We start from the raw sequence: 20,378 nt of genomic DNA, 5'->3' as shown, positions 1-20,378 counted from the left end.
GCATCATTTTCTGAATGATGGACTCTTTGAACTCTTCTGAATAGCGGGCCATTGATCACTCACTGGCCGCCCCCTGTTTAGGTTTTTAAATTCAGGAGAGGCGACAACTATGTTGGCACAGGGGGGAGCAAACCTTGCACGTGCCATATAAGTACCAACAATTAACACAAGTATTGTACAATGAATAACGTAAGCGGTGAATTTTCGACCATAAAGCCTGAATTTGATACACCCTTAACTGTGGATTTGACAGGACAGCACCGGGACGATAAAGCCGTTAGGCCAGAAAGCCTCACAAACTCAGGGAAACCAGTCCACCACAGGGCCGTATCTTTTCCTGCAGCACCTCCAGAGTTTCAAGAGTCCGAAAACCTCAGGCAATTGACGGAACCTTTGCCCGAGCAAACCACCGCATTTCACCAAATGCAGCCGTTTGAAGCTGATGAGATTACCATTGATAATCCGGAATTCAAGCGACCACCCGGAAAAATAAAAAAGCTGGCCCTGGCGATTAAAATCTTTTCTAAAAGCTTTGAGACAATATTACTTCAGCCGTGTCAGCGTCGGTGGATACCCGTCAAAAATTAGCCGAGATAACCGCCTCTACTTCACCAGAAGAGCGGTTTTTAACAAAATACCAAAGAATGGAGGAGTCTCTTTTCGCATTGCGGACCAAGCTTTATGCGGCAGAGTTAGCAAGCATCAATGACCTCATAAAATATTGACAAAGGAATTGAGACTTAGGCACGAACAGCGCACCAGGCTTGAGTCTGCCAATCTGGAGGCGGGTATCCCAGACAAAACGAAATGGTATGAGTCTGCAGAGCGCTACTTCCTGAGGGAGGGTTATGGGTGCACAGTCGGGAGACTGAAGGATGCCATCCAAAAAACCGAAGATTGGCTTAACAGGGCAGCAAAACAGAAAGAACGGCTCTCCAATGAACCTATAAAACCTATAGAACTACAAGAAGTGAATAGTGTGGTTCCTGGCGAAAACCCGGCTCTCTGGGTTCTTGTGTAATTCTCAGTAAGGTAATGGGCAGCGTGTACTGTTAGAACTGTAAGTAGCTGGCCCACAAGTACCGGCCAGGGGTTAGCTCTGCTTACTGGCTGGTTAGTGCTTTATAGAATAAAAAATCGTTAAATATTTTCAATTGATTAGAAACAGGCGGAAATATTTTATTAATTCCCTACCAGAATTTGCAGGAAATCTCTAAATACCAGCAATTAAGACAAGGAGTGTCCCATGATTAATAGAACTGATCCGGCTACATTATCAGAATATGTGCACCTCTCAAATCAAGAAAAAAAAGCGACAGGGCAGCCAGGGGACGAAAAAGCTGTCGGGTCCAAAAGCCAAACAAGCTCAGATCAGTCACTCTCTCACAGGGCAGTCTCTTTAACTGAGCAATCACCAGGACTCAAAGTATCCGAAAAACTCAAGCTAACGACAACTTCGTCACCGAAACAAACAGCCATTGACCAGATGCACTCACCATTTAAGGCTGATGATATTACCATTAATGATCTGGAGTTCAGGCCCCCCCCCAGCAAAATAAAAAAGCTTTCCCTGGCGATTAAAATCTTTTCTAAAAGTTTTATGAGAACATCTCATTTCAATAATCAAGAGACTGATCGGAGTGCCCGGGTGGAAACCATACGTAACCGGGTTTCCACCCTGACCGCTGGATTGTTGGACATACTAACCGGGGCAATAATCCTGAAAGGGTTTATAGAGCATTTGGGTTCCCGTGAGAGTCTTGGAGCTTCAGAATATTTTCCCGGACTGGTGGTTACTTATCTTATCGCCACAATCGTAATTTTTGGGGCTTTTGGTATTGGCTGGCTGCTCTCCCAGGGAATCACTCGACTGGTGACGTCAACCGTGGCAGCATCGGTGGATACCCGTGAAAAATTAGCCGAAATGACTGCATTTACGTCACCAGAAGAGAAGTTTTTAAAAAAATATCAACGAATGGAGGAGTCTCTGTGCGCATTGCAAACCAAGCTTATTGATGCAAAGCTGGCCAGAACGTTAAGAAATTGTGACAGAGGAAACGCAGAGATTAAGGCCAAAGAGCGTGCCAGGAAGGAGACTGCCAGGTTGAATCCTGGCGCTGACAAAGAGACATGGTTTGAATCTATACAGCGCGAACACCTGAGAGATTGGTATGAGTTTTACGCGTTCAAAATTGAGGAACTGGAGCAAGACATCCGTAGAACCAAAGACTGGCTTGACAGGGCCGCAAAACAGAAAGCACTGCTCACTAATGAACAGCGGGAACTTGAGGAACTGTATGATGACGTTGCTCCACCTATTGCCGGGAAGTTGCAGCTGGAACCGTTTAACTTGATTCATGTTTAATTTTCAGCGTGACCTTAATTCTACAGGTAACTTAACGAGCCGGGGTTAGTATTACTTACCTTCAGGTCAGTGTTTTATGGAAAAGAAAATTATTAAATACGTTCGACATTTTAACAACTAATCAAAATCAGGTGGAAAAGTTCTATTAACTCCGTAGCAAAACCTGCACGTGCCATCTAAATACCAACAATTAACACAAGGATTGTCCAATGAATAACGTAAGCAGTGAATTCTCAACGATAAAACCTGGATTTGATACACCCTTAGCTGTGGATTTGGCAGGCCAGGACCGGAACGATACAGCCGTTAAGCCAAAAAGCTCCACAAACTCAGGGAAGCCTATCCATCACAGGGCCGTATCTTTTCCTGCGGCACCTCCAGAGTTTCAAGAGTCCGAAAACCTCAGGCTATTGATGGAACCTTTGCCCGGGCAAACAACTGCATTTCATCAGATGCAGCCGCTTATAGCTGATGAGATTACCATTGATAATCCGGAATTTAAGCGCCCCCCCGGAAAAATAAAAAAGCTGGCCCTGGCGATTAAAATCTTTTCTAAAAGCTTTAAAACAATGTCTTGTTTCAATAATCCAGAGACTGACAGGAGTGCACGGGTAGAAAAAATACGTAACCGGGTTTTCACCGGGACCGCTGCAGTGTTAGACATACTGACCGGAGCAATCATCTTAAAAGGGTTTTTAGGCCTTATGGGTTCTTGTCGTAATTGTGGAGAGTCAGACACTATACTCCTGGATATTTTTCTTGTGGCTATCGCCATCACCGTAATTTTTGGGACTTTTGGTATTAGTTGGCTGCTCTCCCAGGGAATCTCTCGCCTGGTGACTTCAACCGTGGCAGCATCGGTGGATACCCGTGAAAAATTAGCCGAGATGACCGGCTTTACATCACCAAAAGAGAGATTTTTAAACAAATATCAAAGAACGCAGGAGTCTCTCACCGTATTGAAAACCATGCTTATTGATGCTGAGCTGTCCAGTACTTTAAGACATTGTCAATCCAGTGAAGCAGAGCGTGAAGCCAGAGAGCAGGCCAAACTTGATACTCAAGCTTTGAATCCAGGCACTGCCAAGGATAAATGGTATGATTCTTTACAGCGTTATTACCTGAGAGAGTGGTCTGAATTCCATCAGTTCATTATTGAGGAACTAAAGGAGGAAATCCGTAAAACCGAAGATTGGCTTAACAGGGCAGCAAAACAGAAAGAACGGCTCTGTAATGAACAGGAACTGCAAAAACTGAATGCTGTGGTTGCTGACGAAAACCCGGCTCACCGGGCTCCTATGTAATTCGAAGGTAATGGGCACCGTGTACTGTTAAACCTGTAGACGTCAGCCCTTTAAAAATGGCGTATGAAGACCAATGGCACTGACTTAAGCTTAAAAGCCCCACAAACATGGGGATTGATACAGGTTGAGATATTTGAATTGGAACCACAAAGCACACAAAGAGCACTAAGAAGAGCTTTTCTTTTCCTTTGTGCTCTTTGTGTGCTTTGTGGTTCAAATCGCAGGGGGCCTTAAAGCCTACGTATGGCAAGGCTTTCACTCTTAAGTCAGTGCCATTGGTATGAAGACCCCCTTATTCTCTGGACAGGATGGGCATAGCAGCTTTCAGAAGAACCTTAAACATTTCATTCTACTGGTGGCCCACAAGTAGCGGCCAGGGGTTAGCTATGCTTGCCAGCTGGTTAGTGCTTTATAGAGTAAAAAATCGTTAAATATCTTCAATTGATTAGAAACAGACGGAAATGTTTTATTAATTACCTACCATAATTTGCAGGCAATCTCTAAATACCAGTAATAAAGACAAGGAGTGTCTCATGATTAACACAACTGGTTCGGATACATTTTCAGGATTTGTCCCCCCCTCAACTCAAGAAAAAAAAGTGACAGGGCAGCCAGGGGACGATAAAGCTGTCGGGCCCAAAAGCCAGACAAGCTCAGATCATCCACTCTCTCACAGAGCAGTCTCTATTACTGAGAAATCTACAGAACTCAAAGCGTCCGAAAAACTCAAGCTAATGACGACTTCGTCACCGAAAAAAACAGCTATTGATCAGGTGCATTCACCATTTAAGGCTGATGATATTACCGTCGATGATCCGGAATTCAAGCGCCCACCCGGAAAAATAAAAAAGCTTGCCCTGGCGATTAAAATCTTTTCTAAAAGCTTCAAGACAATATACCAGGTCAATAATCCAGATACTGACCGGAGTTCACTGGTAGAAGCAATACGCAGCAAGGCTTACACCGTGTCCTCTGTGTTGTTACACACTCTAAACTTGGTGCTGGCCTCTGCCGTGACACCTGCGCTTTTTGTTGGTGCTTTAATTCTTTGTGCAAGTTTTCCAAAGGCGGTGGCCGCGGTAGCTTTAGCTGTACCTATCGGTTTATTGATTACAGTCGGAGTTTTTGCTATTGGCTATATGCTCACCCATTCAATCTCTAACTTTATTACTTCAGCTGTGTCAGCATCGGTGGATACCCGAGAAAAATTGGCCGAGATAACCGCTTTTATTTCACCAGAAGAGCGGTTTTTATCAAAATATCAAAGAATGGAGGAGTCTCTGCGCGAATTGCGGACCCAGCTTTATGCGGCTGAATCCGCAAAGATCAATGACTACATAAAGTTTTATAAAGAAAATGGTGAAACAGAGAATTTGAGGCTCAAGAACGAAGAGCTCGCCAGGCTTGAGAAGGCCAGAGATGCGGCGGGTATTCCGGCCCCTGACAAAGAGGACTTGTATGACTCTGTGCAACGCTACTGCCTGGAAGATTACGGGTGCGATATCGAGAGACTGAAAGATGCCATCCATAAAACCGAAGATTGGCTTAACAGGGCAGCAAAACAGAAAGCACTGCTCACTAAAGAACAGCAGGAACTGGAGGAACTGTATGATGACGTTGCTCCACCTATTGTCGGGAAGTTGGAGCTGGAACCGCTTGAATTGATTCTTGTTTGATTCCCGGTTAAGTCATGGACGAGCAGCTTCATTCCAGCTTTAAACTTCTGGGAACACATACTTTTCCCTGCCCAAAACGAGAAACCCCGGCCTAAGCCGGGGTTCCTATGGGGTTTGGGAATACATTTTCGTTAGAAAATGTATTACTCCATGATTTTGGCAACAACGCCAGCACCAACAGTACGGCCACCTTCACGGATCGCAAAGCGCAGACCTTCTTCCATCGCTACCGGGTTGATCAGGGTAGCAATGAAGTTGATGTTGTCACCAGGCATGACCATTTCAACGCCTTCGTTCAGTTCTACAGCACCGGTTACGTCAGTAGTACGGAAGTAGAACTGTGGACGGTAGCCCTTGAAGAATGGAGTGTGACGACCACCTTCTTCTTTGGACAGGATGTACACTTCAGCTTCGAACTTGGTGTGTGGAGTAACAGTACCTGGCTTGATCAGACACTGACCACGCTCAACGTCTTCACGCTTGGTACCACGCAGCAGGGCACCGATGTTCTCGCCTGCACGACCTTCGTCCAGCAGCTTACGGAACATTTCAACACCAGTAACGGTAGTCTTGGTAGTCTCTTTGATACCAATGATTTCTACTTCGTTACCAACGTTGATGATACCACGCTCAACACGGCCAGTTACTACAGTACCACGACCAGCGATGGAGAATACGTCTTCGATAGGCATCAGGAATGGCTGATCGATCGCACGCTCTGGCTCTGGGATGTACTCGTCCAGAGTTTCAACCAGCTTACGTACAGCAGAAGTACCCATTTCGTTGGTGTCGTCGCCGTTCAGGGCCATCAGGGCAGAACCGATGATGATTGGTGTGTCGTCACCCGGGAAGTCGTAGGTGTCCAGAAGTTCACGAACTTCCATCTCTACCAGTTCCAGCAGCTCTTCGTCGTCAACCATGTCGGCTTTGTTCAGGAATACCACGATGTATGGTACACCTACCTGACGAGACAGCAGGATGTGCTCACGAGTCTGTGGCATGGGGCCATCAGCAGCAGAACATACCAGGATCGCGCCGTCCATCTGGGCAGCACCGGTGATCATGTTCTTAACGTAGTCAGCGTGTCCTGGGCAGTCTACGTGGGCGTAGTGACGGTTTGGAGAGTCGTACTCTACGTGTGCAGTAGAGATGGTGATACCACGCTCACGCTCTTCTGGAGCGTTGTCGATCTGGTCAAATGCACGCATGGTGCCGCCCCAGGTCTCAGCACATACGCGAGTCAGTGCTGCAGTCAGGGTGGTTTTACCGTGGTCAACGTGACCGATGGTGCCGACGTTTACGTGCGGCTTCGAGCGTTCAAATTTTTCCTTAGCCATGTCTCTTAACCTTTAGCTATAGATAGTTCGAGGGTAGCAATATCAAGCAGGGCATTCTAACAGCCATTGTCACCGGAAAGAATTTCTCATGTTAAAAAAACATAAAAAAAAACGGTTATTCCCGGGAAGCCGACTGTCAGAACCCCTTAGTTAATATCAACCCTGGTTTTTGATGACCGCTTCAGCAATGCTGGCGGGCGCTTCGGCATACTCATGGAATTCCATGGAGTATGTAGCACGCCCCTGAGTTGCTGAACGCAGATCGGTAGCGTAGCCGAACATTTCACCCAGCGGCACCTGAGCATTAATCACCTTGCCAGAAGGTGTATCTTCCATCCCCTGAACAATACCGCGACGACGGTTCAGGTCGCCCATAACGTCGCCCATGTAGTCTTCCGGTGTTACCACCTCGACCTTCATCATAGGCTCCATCAGGACAGGCTTGGCCTGAGGCGCGTATTTCTTCAGAGCCTGCGAAGCAGCGATTTTAAACGCCATTTCGTTAGAGTCAACATCGTGGAAGGAACCATCGTACAGACGAGCTTTCAGACCCAGCAGCGGGTAGCCGGCGATAACGCCGTTCTTCATCTGTTCTTCGATACCTTTCTGGATAGCCGGGATGTATTCCTTCGGAATCACACCACCCACGATTTCGTTGATGAACTCCAGACCTTCTTCACCGTCGGAAGCAGGCGAGAATTCAACCACAACGTGACCGTACTGACCGCGACCACCAGACTGCTTGGCAAACTTGTGGTTAGCGTCAACAGAGCCTTTCAGCTTCTCACGGTAGGCAACCTGTGGCTTACCAATGTTCGCTTCTACCTTGAACTCGCGACGCATACGGTCAACGATGATGTCCAGGTGCAGCTCACCCATACCGGAGATAATGGTCTGGCCACTCTCTTCGTCAGTGTGTACGCGGAAAGATGGATCTTCCTGGGCCAGTTTGCCCAGAGCGATACCCATTTTTTCCTGGTCAGCCTTGGTCTTTGGCTCAACCGCAACAGAGATTACCGGCTCAGGGAACTCCATGCGCTCCAGAGTGATCACGCTGTCCATGGCACACAGGGTGTCACCGGTGGTGACATCTTTCATGCCGATCAGCGCTACGATGTCACCAGCGACACACTCTTTCAGCTCTTCACGATTGTTAGCGTGCATCTGAACCATTCGGCCAACACGCTCTTTCTTGCTCTTGACCGGGTTATAAACCGAATCACCGGAGCTCAGAACACCCGAGTAGTTACGGATAAAGGTCAGAGTACCCACGAATGGGTCAGTGGCAATCTTGAACGCCAGGGCAGCAAAAGGAGCGCTGTCGTCAGCTTCACGCGTGGCAACCGTGCCTTCTGCGTCGTCCAGGATACCTTCGATCGCCTTCACTTCTTTTGGCGAAGGCATCAGCTCGATAACGGCATCCAGAACAGCCTGTACACCCTTGTTCTTGAAGGCAGAGCCGCCGAACACAGGGATGATTTCATTGGCCAGAGTACGGGCACGGATACCGGCCTTGATCTCTTCTTCTGACAGATCACCCTCTTCGAGGTATTTTTCCATCAGTTCTTCAGTGGCTTCAGCGGCAGCTTCGACCATGTACTCACGCATTTCTGCGCACAGCGCTTCCATGTCGGCTGGGATGTCTTCGTAAGTGAAGCTCATGCCCTGGTCTTCTTCGTTCCAGATGATGGACTTCATCTTCACGAGGTCAACCACACCCTTGAACTCATCTTCGGCACCGATGGTCATCTGCATGGGGACAGCGTTGGCATTCAGACGGTCACGCAGCTGGCTGATCACCATTTCGAAATCAGCACCGGTACGGTCCATCTTGTTGACGAAGACCATACGGGGTACTTCGTACTTGTCAGCCTGACGCCATACGGTTTCAGTCTGAGGCTGAACACCGGAAGAACCACACAGTACAACGACAGCACCGTCGAGTACACGCAGGGAACGCTCTACCTCAATGGTAAAGTCAACGTGTCCCGGGGTGTCGATAATGTTGATACGGTGCTCGTCAAACTGAGCATCCATACCACGCCAGAAACAGGTAGTAGCAGCAGAGGTAATGGTGATACCACGCTCCTGTTCCTGCTCCATCCAGTCCATGGTGGCAGCACCATCATGAACTTCACCAATTTTATGGCTCAGACCGGTGTAAAACAGAACACGTTCTGTGGTCGTTGTCTTACCCGCGTCAACATGGGCACAGATACCAATGTTGCGATAGCGGTTGATCGGGGTTTTACGGGCCACGACTCAATCCTCTGATACTTAGAAACGGTAGTGGGAGAATGCCTTGTTGGCTTCAGCCATACGATGCACGTCTTCACGCTTCTTAACGGCAGCACCCTTGCTTTCGGCAGCGTCCAGCAGCTCTCCAGCCAGGCGGAGTTTCATGGACTTTTCACCACGCTTGCGCGCAGCGTCTACCAGCCAGCGCATAGCCAGGGCAGTACGACGGGCAGGGCGAACTTCAACGGGTACCTGGTAAGTGGCACCACCAACACGGCGAGACTTAACCTCTACCATAGGAGCGATGGTTTCCAGAGCTTTTTCGAACAGCTCCAGAGGCTCCTTATTGGTACGCTCCAGAACGATGTCCAGGGCACCATATACGATCTTTTCAGCGACAGATTTCTTACCGCTGACCATCACGTGGTTGATGAATTTAGTGAGTGTTTTGTTGCCAAACTTAGGATCTGGCAGCACGTCGCGCTTAGCGACTACGCGTCTTCTTGGCATTGATAAGCCCTCTACGTCGGTCTTCAGGTAATCCAGGATCAACCATTGACTTTTTCGATACAAAAAAGCAGTGACCTGGCCTTACTCTCATCAACCTGATTATTAAATAAATTCTTACCCGGCTTGACACTAGTTTCCTGCAACTAGTTTCTAGCCCTTAGGTCTCTTGGTACCGTACTTGGAACGGCCCTTCTTACGGTCGTTAACACCCTGGGTATCCAGGCTACCGCGAACGGTGTGGTAACGAACACCTGGCAAGTCTTTTACACGACCGCCACGAATCAGAACAACACTGTGCTCTTGCAGGTTGTGACCTTCACCACCGATGTAGGAAGTCACTTCAAAGCCGTTGGTCAAACGCACACGACATACTTTACGCAGCGCAGAGTTAGGCTTTTTAGGGGTAGTAGTATAAACACGGGTACAAACCCCGCGACGCTGAGGACAGGCCTGCAGCGCAGGCACGTCCGTCTTTCTAACCTTACGCTTCCGGGGCTTGCGCACCAGCTGGTTAATTGTTGCCATTCAGCAAACTCCAATCTCTATTCGAGAACCGTTTCTAAGTGTTGAGTCTGAACCATCAGAGGAAAGAGCAGTCCAAACTCCTGCTTTAAACAGCAAAAGCCGGCAGAAACCGGCTTATACGACCCGGTACACAACTAACTCACAAGAAGCGAACCACGGGCAAAATAAAGCGCAGAAATTTTACGGATCGACAAAAGCAACGTCAAGTAGGGGATTCAGCCATATAAAGCGAAAAATATCCCATAGTCTGGCACAGAAGCGTGTTTAACAGGGGATTCTTACTGTGTTAAGGGGGGCTCTTAGGTTGGACATTAAGCTTATCCCTCCATTTTCATTGGGGTTTCGGATGGGACCACGAAGGACACGAAGAGCACAAAGAAGAGCTATTCTTTTCCTTCGTGCTCTTCGTGTCCTTCGTGGTTCCATCTTTAACTTGCAGAGGAGTAGGCGCTTAATGTCTACCCTAAGAAGGAGGGCTAACCAAAGGCCGGGAGAATAATTTACGGGCAAAAAGTTAACATAGGAAAGCCAGAAAAAACAGATAACCCAATGATTTATATATTCTTTAATAAATCCCCCTTATCCGGCAATCACTTTCCCGAACAAGTGATAAGCGCTGCCAGAGCATTGCCAGATATGCTAAAGTCGTCACCCCACACACCTTCAAAGTTTAAAACTCAATGAAACGCGAACTGGCAATCGAATTTTCACGGGTCACCGAAGCCGCCGCCCTGGCAGGTTATAAATGGCTGGGACGAGGCGATAAAAATGCCGCTGACGGTGCCGCCGTTGAAGCCATGCGCACCATGCTGAATAAAGTCGATATGCACGGTGAGATTGTGATCGGTGAAGGAGAAATCGACGAAGCGCCCATGCTGTATATTGGTGAAAAAGTCGGCACCGGCACCGGGGAAAACATCGATATTGCTGTCGACCCGATTGAAGGCACCCGCATGACGGCCATGGGCCAGAATAACGCCATCGCCGTTCTGGCCGCCGGTGAAAAAGGCTCCTTTTTGAAAGCGCCGGACATGTATATGGAGAAGCTGGTCTGTGGACCAGGTGCCAAAGGCGTGATCGACCTGAATCTGGGACTGCGTGAGAATATCCGGAATGTCGCCCGCGCCCTGCACAAGCCCATCGAGAGTCTGGTGGTCATCACCCTAGCCAAACCACGCCATGATGCCGCCATTGCCATGATGCAGAGCATGGGTGTTCGCGTCTTTGCCATTCCTGATGGTGATGTTGCTGCTTCCATTCTTACCTGCATGCCCGACAGCGAAGTTGACCTGATGTACTGCGTGGGCGGAGCACCGGAAGGCGTGGTTTCAGCAGCCGTTATCCGGGCACTGGGTGGCGATATGCACGGCCGCCTGGTAACCCGTGACAAAGCCAAGGGGGAAACGCCGGAAAACATTGAAGCAGGCCGACTGGAAGCGGAACGCTGCCGGGAAATGGGGGTCGAGCCGGGTAAAGTACTACGCCTGGATGATATGGCCAGTTCCGATAACGTCGTCTTTTCAGCCACCGGCATTACCAAGGGTGATTTGCTCCAGGGCATTATGCGCACCGGCAATATCGCCACTACCGAAACCCTGGTGGTTCGCGGTAAATCCCGAACCATCCGCCGCATCCAGTCCACTCACTATCTGGATCGCAAGGATGATGATATCAAGAACATCATTCTTTAACCCACCCTGAGGCTTATCGAGGGATAGTGCCACCGTACTTCGAAAAGCTCAGCACGAACGGTATGAGTATCAACGCTTAGAGCACTAGACATGGTCTCAATGAGTTTGACGTGTACAATCTCCGTTCACCCTGAGCGGAGTCGAAGGGTGCTTGGCACGATCTATCAGAGTCCGGAGTTTCCACCCTTCAACAGCCTCAGGACAAACGGAGTGCGAAGGCACAACAACCCGTCAAACTCATTGAAAACATGCACTGAATAAGCCGGTTACGAATGTTAAACAGCACATTGCGAACACCACCTATGAATCCACTACACATTGATCTTCAGATATACCAAGCAACTCACAAGGGGAGTCGCAATTCGGGTTTATAACACCCGTGTCCCTGAACTCTACCAAACAGGCAGCACGAAAAGCAGCCTCTTGATGGATAGCCCTGCAGCTGTAGGCCACAGTGGCCACATTCACTGCCAGCATAAGCTTTGTGCGCCTTGATGGGCTCCAGCCCTCCAGAGCGCATTGCGCCAGACCCAGGATACTACCAAAGGTCCCGGTAACGAACGTCACTGAATAACTCTGCCATTTTGGCTGAGAGAAGCCGAAAAGCGAGCTTTCATTGGTGGTCATCGTTTTAAGGCCAAACATAGCAAGATGTGCGGCTGCATCGCCAATATTCATAGATAATAATTCCGTTTTGCTTAAAAAGATTGTTCGATAGACTGCTGTCAGACACTTGGAACTAATGAAAAGTTCCAGATGATTCGTGCTCTTGCCACACCAGCGAAGCACCTCCAAACCTTCACCTTGAGTACTAAAATATGAGCAGTCACAGAATTAACGAATTGATTGAGCTCCTCTCCCCACAGTGGCAAAAACAGGGTCACCTGAACCTGGTACAGATTATTGAAGCCCTGGCCACAGAAGCGGGCCACAAAGGGCCTCTTAACGAAGTAACGGATGACCTGCTGATCTATCATCTGAAAATGAAAGGCGAGGCTCCGGATGCGATGATTCCGGGCCTCGCCAAAGATGTTGAGGTCGATTTTAAGGAAGCACTTCTCAAGGCCCGTGGCTGTAAATAATCAGGGAAATGTTTCCTTCCCGCCGACTATTGAGAGGTCAGTGCTGCACACCTGAAGACAGAGTCTTCAGAACAGACTTGAGGGTATTATCATTAGCTTTCAAAGAGCCGCCAAGGTAGGCAAATTCCAGCAGTGACTGGTCAGGTTTCCAGCCGTGGGTAAGGCGGTAGATAACACCCACCACACCGCCACGCTGGGTGCCTCCTACGCAGTGCACATACACCGGAGCAGGATGAGCACTCAATTGTTCAGCTATATGCCGGATTTGGCTTTGGTCAAGGCTGGCATTCTTGTCAAAGGATAAATTGACAACTTTAATGCCCTGACTTTCCAGCCATTCACGTTCTTTATCAGCCGAGGTGATGGCAAAAACGGTTTTTATCCCAAGGTTGGCAAGACTGTGGGCACCATCAGCACTCTCCAGCTCACCTCCCCGGTAGAAGTGATCATCATAACGAATCAGCCAGGTTTTCAGGCCATCTCTCTTGCCAAGAACCTCATAACTCTGATGGTTCCATTCATCAGCTTTAGGCGGCAGGACTCCACGAAAACCGGATTCATAGGCCGTGACTCTGTTCTGTCCCCAGTCACAAGCTTCTTCATGGTCGGAAAGGGCACCGGGTGAAAACATATTGAGCGCCACGAAAAACAGGGAAGGGACCCAGAACCGGCACAGTTTGACAAAGTACATTGCACTAACCTCAATCATTATTTGACAGGGTGTGGTTAAAACTAGCACAACGTTGTTTTTTTTCTAATTGGCTGATTTCCTGAAAACCAAATCCTTTCAACATCACCTTCCAACCACAAAGCCATCTCCTTTTTTTCCCGGTCCTGCCGATGCAAACAGTCTGAAAAGGCCTCAGAAAGCGCCATGACCACAGCACTCAACAGAATGACCGGCTCCATTTTAGCGTTGACCATGTCGGCATCAGCCGCAGTGAGCAGGGCACAGCCCTCAGAGTCCTGGTATCAGCAAGTCTGGTGTGAAGGGATGGATGGTAAAGTGGAGCACCGACTGAAAGACGGTCGTCGTATTGACTGCCTTACCGATCAATACGCCATTGAGGTTGAATTTGCCCGAAAGTGGCCGGAGGCAATCGGCCAGTCATTAAACTACAGCATGCTGACCGGGAAAAAAGCGGGAATTGTTCTGATTCTCAAAACGGCAGAGGACCAGTCACACTGGCAGCGGCTGAAGACCGTTATCAAACACTACACACTTCCTATAAAAGCATGGAAACTGGGCCCATGATCAATGGCGCTGAGCCCAGATGAAAAATTCACGATTGCCATCACCCCCGGTAATCGGGCTATCAAAGTAACCTCTCACCTGTAAACCAAGCTCAATGCAGCAGGCTTTGATAGATTGCTCAACCTCTGGATACAACCGGGAATCCCTGACAATCCCTCCCTTACCCAGACCGCCGGGCCCCACTTCAAACTGGGGTTTAACCAGGCTCAGCAGCTGCCCTCCCGGTTTTAGCAGAGGCACCAGCGATGGCAAAATTCTGGTTTGGGAAATAAACGACACATCCATAACCGCAAGATCAAATCCCTGTTGCTGGTCCGTATGGTCAAGGAGTGCAGCAGGCAATGCACGGGCATTCATCCCTTCAAGACAGACCACCCTGGGATCCTGACGCAGCGACTCGACCAGCTGGCCATGACCCACCTCAACCCCTACGACTCTGGACGCCCCGGCCTTTAAGGCACAATCCGTAAACCCACCGGTAGACTGGCCAACATCAATCACAGTCGCACCGGTCAGGGATATACCTGACACCGCCAGTGCCCCCGCCAGTTTCATTCCGCCCCGGGAGACAAATTGATCGGCTTCATCCTGACAGATATCAATCTCAACCCAGTCAGGGTATTTCTGACCCGCTTTGCCCGGTGTTTCCCAGCCTTCTGATTGCCGGACTTTCACCCTGCCTTCACTGATTAATCGCTGGGCCCGACTTCGGGAGGACACTTTACCCTGATCCACAAGAATAAGATCGAGTCTGCGCATAAATAAACTTTAAATAGAAACGACAACTGATCCGGCATTATACACCAGTCGCAAATCAGTTCAGGTGTTGCAATGGCCATACTCACCGAGAGGATTTAACTGAAACCTGCCAGGGAAATAAGCACAATCACGGATACTGGAAGAATTAACGAAAGCGCGCTTCATTTACGAGCCGTTTTCCACTGATAAAGGGCTAAACTGGCGACTTTATCTATTTTATGCATCACCTCTTGCACCCTGCCTTCATCCGCTATGGTCCACGGAGCAGTTATCCCGTGAAGAATATCAACCTGCACTTTTTGAGACACAGGCCGCCATCTTTTACCCTGGGAGCCCGCGTTGCCTGACTCAAGAAAAGCGTCTGCCAATTGTTCATAATCCGCTCGACGCGTCCGACGTATTTCAGGGCATGGGTTGTGAAAAGTCTCCCCCAGAATCTTATTGACAATTTTACCCATATCTTCTCCAGCTGAACTCACTCCTGATAACTCATGCAGCAAGGTAAGAAAGATGCGAGGTCTTATCACACAGGCGATCTGCAAGGCTTCTTTCAGGCTGACATCATCCGGCAGGCCTTGCGCTATTGCTCCCTTCTTTCTGGATGCCTCTTGATTCAATCGATTAACAGCAGCCATTGTCCTCTCTGCAGTCAAAGCATCCACTCTGGTATTCAAATCTGAAAATTTCATCAGCAGATCATCAAGGACTTTCATTAATGCGACAATGTCTTGTTTTGAGCATCGGCCATCTCCTGATGGCCCGGGCAAAGTGGGCGGAGGATCATTAGACGTCACATTATGATTGCTTTCTTCCCTCATTGAGCCACGACAGTAAATCGTCCCCGCCGCAAACCCACCCCCAAGGTAAAAAATCGTAGGAAGGGAAATCATACCGGTGTAGAGACCAATACCGGCGATCACCCCCACCCCTCCCAATCGTTCACACCAGGTTTTATTCTCCCGGTAAGTGTTTCCAACAACAGGCAACAGCTTTTTGGTCGCAGGAACACAGACATCCCACACCCAGGCTCTTGCTCTCTGTAAACGGCCGCCTTCCCCTGCAGGACCGGGCTGCATCAGATTCCGTGAACCAGCTGTTTTGACAGCTAACGCTTCCACACCTCAATCCCCTGAAAACCCTTAGTCGCTGGATGAGTCCAACCATTATTGGAATGACAGACACAAACCGGGTATTTAGAGTGATAAGAGGAAATGCCAGTTCCCCTGTATAACTACACACACCGTCAAGTAAGCGTAAAATATTCGTTGGCTAACTCAGGAAGCTGATCAGCAATAAAGTCACTGGCTCCGGAACACTTATGGTTATTTTCCAACAGACAAAAAAAAGCCACCGGACCGGTGGCTTTTTTGGATGTTAAAGGCAGGCCTGCCTTTAACAGATCAGCAATTAAACTTCACCGAAGTTCAAAGCATCAGACAGTGCCTGCTCAACTTCAGAAGCCGATACCTTGGCCGGAGTCTCAAACTCAACTTCTTCACGTCCCTTACGACGCTCAGCATGGTAAGTCAGACCGGTACCTGCCGGGATCAGACGACCAACGACCACGTTCTCCTTCAGGCCGCGCAGGTAATCGCGCTTGCCGGTTACTGCCGCTTCGGTCAGGACACGGGTGGTCTCCTGGAAGGAAGCCGCAGAGATGAAGGATTCTGTTGCCAGAGATGCCTTGGTAATACCCAGCAGCACGCGCTCAAACTTGGCCGGGAAGCCGTTCTCACGGTTAACACGGTCATTCTCTTCCAGCAGGCGTGTGTACTCCAGCTGGTCACCACGGATAAAGGAAGAGTCACCGGTATCGGTGATTTCTACCTTACGCAGCATCTGACGCAGAATGGTCTCAATGTGCTTGTCGTTAATCTTTACACCCTGCAGACGGTATACATCCTGGATTTCGTTAACGATGTAGCGAGCCAGTTCACCAACGCCCAACAGACGCAATACGTCGTGTGGGTTGGTCGGGCCGTCGGAGATAACTTCACCGCGGGTTACCTGCTCACCCTCAAACACGTTAAGGTGACGCCATTTCGGAATCAGCTCTTCATAAGGATCAGTACCGTCAGTCGGGGTAATCACCAGACGCTTCTTACCTTTGGTTTCCTTACCGAAGCCGATGGTTCCGGAGATTTCCGCCAGGATCGAGTGCTCTTTTGGCTTACGGGCCTCAAAGAGGTCAGCAACCCTTGGCAGACCACCGGTGATGTCCCGGTTACCAGACGACTGCTGAGGAATACGGGCAAGTACCGCACCCACTTCCACCATGGCACCATCCACCAGGTTCACCAAGGCGTTCGCTGGCAGGAAGTACTGGGCAGGAACGTCAGTACCTGGCAGCTTCAGTTCGTTACCATTGGCATCTTTCAGCTGAATGGCTGGACGAATATCCTTACCGGCGGACGGACGATCTTTCGGATCCATCACTTCCATATTGGACAGACCGGTCAGTTCGTCAGTCTGCGTCTTAACGGTAATGTTTTCATCCATACCCTGGAATTCAACGATACCGGCGGTTTCCGTGATGATCGGGTGAGTGTGTGGATCCCACTTGGCCACCGTCTGACCCGCTTCTACCAGGTCGCCGTCCTTCACCGAAATCATTGCACCGTAAGGCAGCTTGTAACGCTCACGCTCACGGCCAAATTCGTCAGCAATGGCCAGCTGTCCGGAACGGCTGACCGCTACCAGAGTGCCGTCCTTACGTTCAACCGACTTCAGGTTCAGCAGACGGATAGAACCCTTGTTCTTCACCGTTACGCTGTCTGCCGCTGCGTTTCTGGATGCCGCACCACCGATGTGGAAGGTACGCATCGTCAGCTGTGTACCCGGCTCACCGATGGACTGGGCGGCGATAACACCCACAGCTTCACCTTTGTTCACCAGGTGACCACGACCCAGGTCACGGCCGTAACACTTGGAACAGATACCGTGACGGGTTTCACAGGTAATTGGGGAACGTACGCGCATCTCGTCAACATTCATGGTTTCGAGACGCTTCACCCACATTTCATCAATGAGGGTGCCAGCTGGTACGGCAATTTCACTGTCACTGCCGGGCTTGAGTACGTCTTCTGCCACCACACGGCCCAGAATACGCTCACCCAATGGCTCTACGATATCCCCGCCTTCAATGTGCGGCGTCATCAGCAGGCCGTCGCTGGTACCACAGTCGTCTTCAGTGACCACCAGATCCTGGGCAACGTCAACCAGACGACGGGTCAGGTAACCGGAGTTCGCTGTTTTCAGAGCGGTATCCGCCAGACCCTTACGAGCACCGTGGGTGGAGATGAAGTACTGGAGTACGTTCAGACCTTCACGGAAGTTCGCGGTAATCGGCGTTTCGATGATGGAGCCGTCTGGCTTGGCCATCAGACCACGCATACCCGCCAGCTGACGAATCTGTGCCGCACTACCCCGGGCTCCGGAGTCCGCCATCATGTAGACGCTGTTGAAGGATTCCTGCTCTTCTTCCTCGCCCTGCCTGTTGATAACCGTGTCGGACTTCAGGTTATCCATCATCCGCTTGGCCAGCATTTCGTTGGCACGGGACCAGATATCGATAACCTTGTTGTACTTCTCACCGGCTGTTACCAGACCCGAAGCAAACTGGTTTTCGATTTCCTTAACCTCTTCGTTGGCGTCATCAATGATGCGCGCCTTCTCAGGAGGAATAACGAAGTCGTTAACACCGATGGAGGTACCGGAAATCGTTGCATACTGGAAGCCCAGATACATCATCTGGTCAGCAAAGATAACGGTTTCCTTCAGACCCACCCGACGGTAACAGGCATTCAACAGGCCGGAAATCGCCTTCTTCTTCATGGCCTGGTTAACCAGGGCAAAAGGCAGCCCCTGAGGAACGATATCCCAAAGGATCATCCGACCAACGGTGGTATCCGCCAGGAATTTGTTTTCGTGCTCGACCCCTTCACCATCCTTGTATTTCTCATGGACACGCACCTTGATGCGGGCATGCAGATCAACCGCCTTGGTACGGTAGGCACGCATGACTTCGTCGATATCAACGAAGGCCATGCCTTCACCCTTGGCGTTGATGCGCTCACGGGTGATGTAGTAAAGGCCCAGTACCACGTCCTGGGAAGGTACGATGATCGGCTCACCGTTGGCGGGTGCCAGGATGTTGTTGGTGGACATCATCAGGGCACGGGCTTCCAGCTGGGCTTCCAGCGTCAGCGGTACGTGCACCGCCATCTGGTCACCGTCGAAGTCAGCGTTATAGGCGGCACACACCAGTGGGTGCAGCTGAATCGCCTTACCTTCGATCAGCACCGGTTCGAACGCCTGAATACCCAGACGGTGCAGGGTTGGCGCACGGTTCAGCATGACCGGGTGTTCGCGGATGACATCTGCCAGAACGTCCCACACCTCAGGGGTTTCCCGCTCCACCATCTTCTTGGCAGCTTTGATGGTGGTAGCCAGACCTTTGGCTTCCAGCTTACCGAAGATAAATGGCTTGAACAGTTCCAGCGCCATCTTCTTGGGCAGGCCGCACTGATGCAGACGCAGGGTAGGACCAACGGTAATAACCGAACGACCAGAGTAGTCTACCCGCTTACCCAGCAGGTTCTGACGGAAACGACCCTGCTTACCCTTGATCATGTCAGCCAGGGACTTCAGAGGACGCTTGTTGGAACCGGTGATGGCACGACCACGACGGCCGTTGTCCAGCAGCGCGTCAACGGACTCCTGCAGCATCCGCTTTTCGTTACGGACGATGATATCCGGCGCGTTCAGGTCCAGCAGACGCTTCAGACGGTTGTTACGGTTGATCACCCGGCGATACAGATCGTTCAGGTCAGACGTGGCAAAACGGCCACCGTCCAGCGGCACCAGAGGGCGCAGATCGGGCGGCAGAACCGGCAGAACGGTCAGGATCATCCACTCAGGGTTGTTGCCTGAGTTATGGAACGCTTCCAGCAGCTTCAGACGCTTGCTCAGCTTCTTCAGCTTGGTTTCAGAGTTGGTCTGTGGAATCTCTTCACGCAGCGTGTTGACTTCGTCTTCGATGTCGATATCCGCCAGCAGACCTTTGATGGCTTCGGCACCCATGCGGGCATCAAAGTCATCACCGAACTCTTCCAGGGCTTCGTAGTATTGCTCATCCGACAGCAGCTGGTTTTTCTCCAGCGTGGTCATGCCCGGATCAACAACCACGTAAGATTCAAAGTACAGTACCCGCTCAATATCACGCAGGGTCATGTCCAGCAACAGACCGATACGGGATGGCAGGGACTTCAGGAACCAGATGTGGGCCACCGGGCTGGCCAGCTCAATATGACCCATGCGCTCACGACGCACCTTGGCCAGGGCCACCTCAACACCACACTTCTCACAAATAACACCACGATGCTTCAGTCGCTTGTACTTACCACAGAGGCACTCGTAGTCTTTGACCGGGCCAAAAATCTTGGCACAGAACAGACCGTCACGCTCAGGCTTGAACGTACGGTAATTGATGGTTTCCGGCTTTTTCACTTCGCCGTATGACCAGGACCGGATCATGTCCGGGGAAGCCAGCGCAATCCGAATAGCATCGAATTCGTCCGTCTGGCCCTGTGTCTTGAGCAGATTCAATAAGTCTTTCAAGATCGTATCTCCTCGCG

The 20,378-nt window shown here is 50.1% G+C and carries 17 protein-coding genes; 8 read left to right on the top strand and 9 right to left on the bottom strand.

Features of this window, described 5'->3' with window-relative positions; translation table 11 throughout:
* Positions 1-423 precede the first annotated feature (423 nt).
* From J7439_RS16845 to J7439_RS16825, 5 genes are all read left to right on the top strand, one after another.
* Positions 424-588, top strand: a complete 165-nt coding sequence (locus tag J7439_RS16845) for a hypothetical protein (RefSeq protein ID WP_209203127.1) — start codon at positions 424-426, stop codon at positions 586-588.
* 145 nt (positions 589-733) lie between these two features.
* Positions 734-1,021 (top strand): hypothetical protein, encoded by a 288-nt coding sequence (locus J7439_RS16840; RefSeq protein WP_209203126.1) that lies wholly within the window; start codon positions 734-736, stop codon positions 1,019-1,021.
* Between the two features lie 225 nt (positions 1,022-1,246).
* Positions 1,247-2,365, top strand: coding sequence for a hypothetical protein (locus J7439_RS16835; protein ID WP_209203125.1), 1,119 nt, complete (start codon positions 1,247-1,249; stop codon positions 2,363-2,365).
* Positions 2,366-2,817: 452 nt separating this feature from the next.
* Entirely contained in the window at positions 2,818-3,669 is an 852-nt protein-coding gene (locus J7439_RS16830; protein ID WP_209203124.1) for a hypothetical protein, read from the top strand.
* A gap of 533 nt (positions 3,670-4,202) precedes the next feature.
* Positions 4,203-5,345, top strand: coding sequence for a hypothetical protein (locus J7439_RS16825; RefSeq protein WP_209203123.1), 1,143 nt, complete (start codon positions 4,203-4,205; stop codon positions 5,343-5,345).
* Between the two features lie 143 nt (positions 5,346-5,488).
* Here J7439_RS16825 and tuf read toward each other — a convergent pair whose 3' ends face one another.
* From tuf to rpsL, 4 genes are all read right to left on the bottom strand, one after another.
* Entirely contained in the window at positions 5,489-6,682 is a 1,194-nt protein-coding gene (tuf, locus tag J7439_RS16820) for an elongation factor Tu (protein WP_209203122.1), read from the bottom strand.
* Positions 6,683-6,838: 156 nt separating this feature from the next.
* Complete coding sequence (fusA, locus tag J7439_RS16815; RefSeq protein WP_209203121.1) at positions 6,839-8,941, bottom strand: elongation factor G; 2,103 nt, start codon at positions 8,939-8,941, stop codon at positions 6,839-6,841.
* Positions 8,942-8,959: 18 nt separating this feature from the next.
* Complete coding sequence (rpsG, locus tag J7439_RS16810; RefSeq protein WP_101748087.1) at positions 8,960-9,430, bottom strand: 30S ribosomal protein S7; 471 nt, start codon at positions 9,428-9,430, stop codon at positions 8,960-8,962.
* Positions 9,431-9,580: 150 nt separating this feature from the next.
* Entirely contained in the window at positions 9,581-9,955 is a 375-nt protein-coding gene (gene rpsL / locus J7439_RS16805; RefSeq protein WP_101748082.1) for a 30S ribosomal protein S12, read from the bottom strand.
* A 680-nt stretch (positions 9,956-10,635) separates the two neighbouring features.
* Between rpsL and glpX the strand changes: the two genes are divergently transcribed.
* Complete coding sequence (glpX, locus tag J7439_RS16800) at positions 10,636-11,646, top strand: class II fructose-bisphosphatase (RefSeq protein ID WP_209203120.1); 1,011 nt, start codon at positions 10,636-10,638, stop codon at positions 11,644-11,646.
* A gap of 300 nt (positions 11,647-11,946) precedes the next feature.
* Here glpX and J7439_RS16795 read toward each other — a convergent pair whose 3' ends face one another.
* The gene (locus tag J7439_RS16795; RefSeq protein ID WP_209203119.1) at positions 11,947-12,324 is read right to left on the bottom strand and encodes a hypothetical protein; all 378 of its coding nucleotides are present in this window, start codon (positions 12,322-12,324) and stop codon (positions 11,947-11,949) included.
* A gap of 140 nt (positions 12,325-12,464) precedes the next feature.
* Here J7439_RS16795 and J7439_RS16790 point away from each other — a divergent pair, with 140 nt between their 5' ends.
* Complete coding sequence (locus J7439_RS16790) at positions 12,465-12,728, top strand: YihD family protein (RefSeq protein ID WP_209203118.1); 264 nt, start codon at positions 12,465-12,467, stop codon at positions 12,726-12,728.
* 37 nt (positions 12,729-12,765) lie between these two features.
* Here the strand turns inward: J7439_RS16790 and J7439_RS16785 are convergent, their stop codons facing one another.
* Positions 12,766-13,419 carry a phosphatase domain-containing protein gene (locus J7439_RS16785; protein ID WP_209203117.1) on the bottom strand — a complete coding sequence of 218 codons (654 nt, stop codon included), beginning with the start codon at positions 13,417-13,419 and terminating at the stop codon, positions 12,766-12,768.
* Positions 13,420-13,623: 204 nt separating this feature from the next.
* On the opposite strand from J7439_RS16785, the gene J7439_RS16780 reads away from it, so the two are divergent.
* Entirely contained in the window at positions 13,624-13,983 is a 360-nt protein-coding gene (locus J7439_RS16780; RefSeq protein WP_209203116.1) for a hypothetical protein, read from the top strand.
* On the opposite strand, the gene J7439_RS16775 is transcribed toward J7439_RS16780, so the two are convergent.
* The 3 genes from J7439_RS16775 to rpoC form a co-directional block, all read right to left on the bottom strand.
* Positions 13,984-14,742, bottom strand: coding sequence for a TlyA family RNA methyltransferase (locus tag J7439_RS16775; RefSeq protein ID WP_209203115.1), 759 nt, complete (start codon positions 14,740-14,742; stop codon positions 13,984-13,986).
* Positions 14,743-14,903: 161 nt separating this feature from the next.
* The gene (locus J7439_RS16770; RefSeq protein ID WP_209203114.1) at positions 14,904-15,662 is read right to left on the bottom strand and encodes a hypothetical protein; all 759 of its coding nucleotides are present in this window, start codon (positions 15,660-15,662) and stop codon (positions 14,904-14,906) included.
* A 487-nt stretch (positions 15,663-16,149) separates the two neighbouring features.
* The gene (rpoC, locus tag J7439_RS16765) at positions 16,150-20,361 is read right to left on the bottom strand and encodes a DNA-directed RNA polymerase subunit beta' (RefSeq protein WP_209203113.1); all 4,212 of its coding nucleotides are present in this window, start codon (positions 20,359-20,361) and stop codon (positions 16,150-16,152) included.
* Between the last annotated feature and the right edge of the window lie 17 nt (positions 20,362-20,378).

This window comes from Salinisphaera sp. G21_0, assembly GCF_017744115.1.
Lineage (GTDB): Bacteria > Pseudomonadota > Gammaproteobacteria > Pseudomonadales > Endozoicomonadaceae > Endozoicomonas.
Note: the sequence above shows the minus strand (reverse complement) of the source record. Positions and strands in the feature narration are given on the sequence as shown.

What these genes read in the sequence shown, in the direction of transcription:
- J7439_RS16775 (WP_209203115.1), bottom strand. Translation starts at nt 14,742, where the DNA reads ATGCGCAGACTCGATCTTATTCTTGTGGATCAGGGTAAAGTGTCCTCC.
- J7439_RS16835 (WP_209203125.1), top strand. Translation starts at nt 1,247, where the DNA reads ATGATTAATAGAACTGATCCGGCTACATTATCAGAATATGTGCACCTC.
- tuf (WP_209203122.1), bottom strand. Translation starts at nt 6,682, where the DNA reads ATGGCTAAGGAAAAATTTGAACGCTCGAAGCCGCACGTAAACGTCGGC.
- J7439_RS16825 (WP_209203123.1), top strand. Translation starts at nt 4,203, where the DNA reads ATGATTAACACAACTGGTTCGGATACATTTTCAGGATTTGTCCCCCCC.
- rpsG (WP_101748087.1), bottom strand. Translation starts at nt 9,430, where the DNA reads ATGCCAAGAAGACGCGTAGTCGCTAAGCGCGACGTGCTGCCAGATCCT.
- J7439_RS16785 (WP_209203117.1), bottom strand. Translation starts at nt 13,419, where the DNA reads ATGTACTTTGTCAAACTGTGCCGGTTCTGGGTCCCTTCCCTGTTTTTC.
- J7439_RS16790 (WP_209203118.1), top strand. Translation starts at nt 12,465, where the DNA reads ATGAGCAGTCACAGAATTAACGAATTGATTGAGCTCCTCTCCCCACAG.
- J7439_RS16830 (WP_209203124.1), top strand. Translation starts at nt 2,818, where the DNA reads ATGCAGCCGCTTATAGCTGATGAGATTACCATTGATAATCCGGAATTT.
- J7439_RS16845 (WP_209203127.1), top strand. Translation starts at nt 424, where the DNA reads ATGCAGCCGTTTGAAGCTGATGAGATTACCATTGATAATCCGGAATTC.
- J7439_RS16780 (WP_209203116.1), top strand. Translation starts at nt 13,624, where the DNA reads ATGACCGGCTCCATTTTAGCGTTGACCATGTCGGCATCAGCCGCAGTG.
- glpX (WP_209203120.1), top strand. Translation starts at nt 10,636, where the DNA reads ATGAAACGCGAACTGGCAATCGAATTTTCACGGGTCACCGAAGCCGCC.
- rpsL (WP_101748082.1), bottom strand. Translation starts at nt 9,955, where the DNA reads ATGGCAACAATTAACCAGCTGGTGCGCAAGCCCCGGAAGCGTAAGGTT.
- J7439_RS16795 (WP_209203119.1), bottom strand. Translation starts at nt 12,324, where the DNA reads ATGAATATTGGCGATGCAGCCGCACATCTTGCTATGTTTGGCCTTAAA.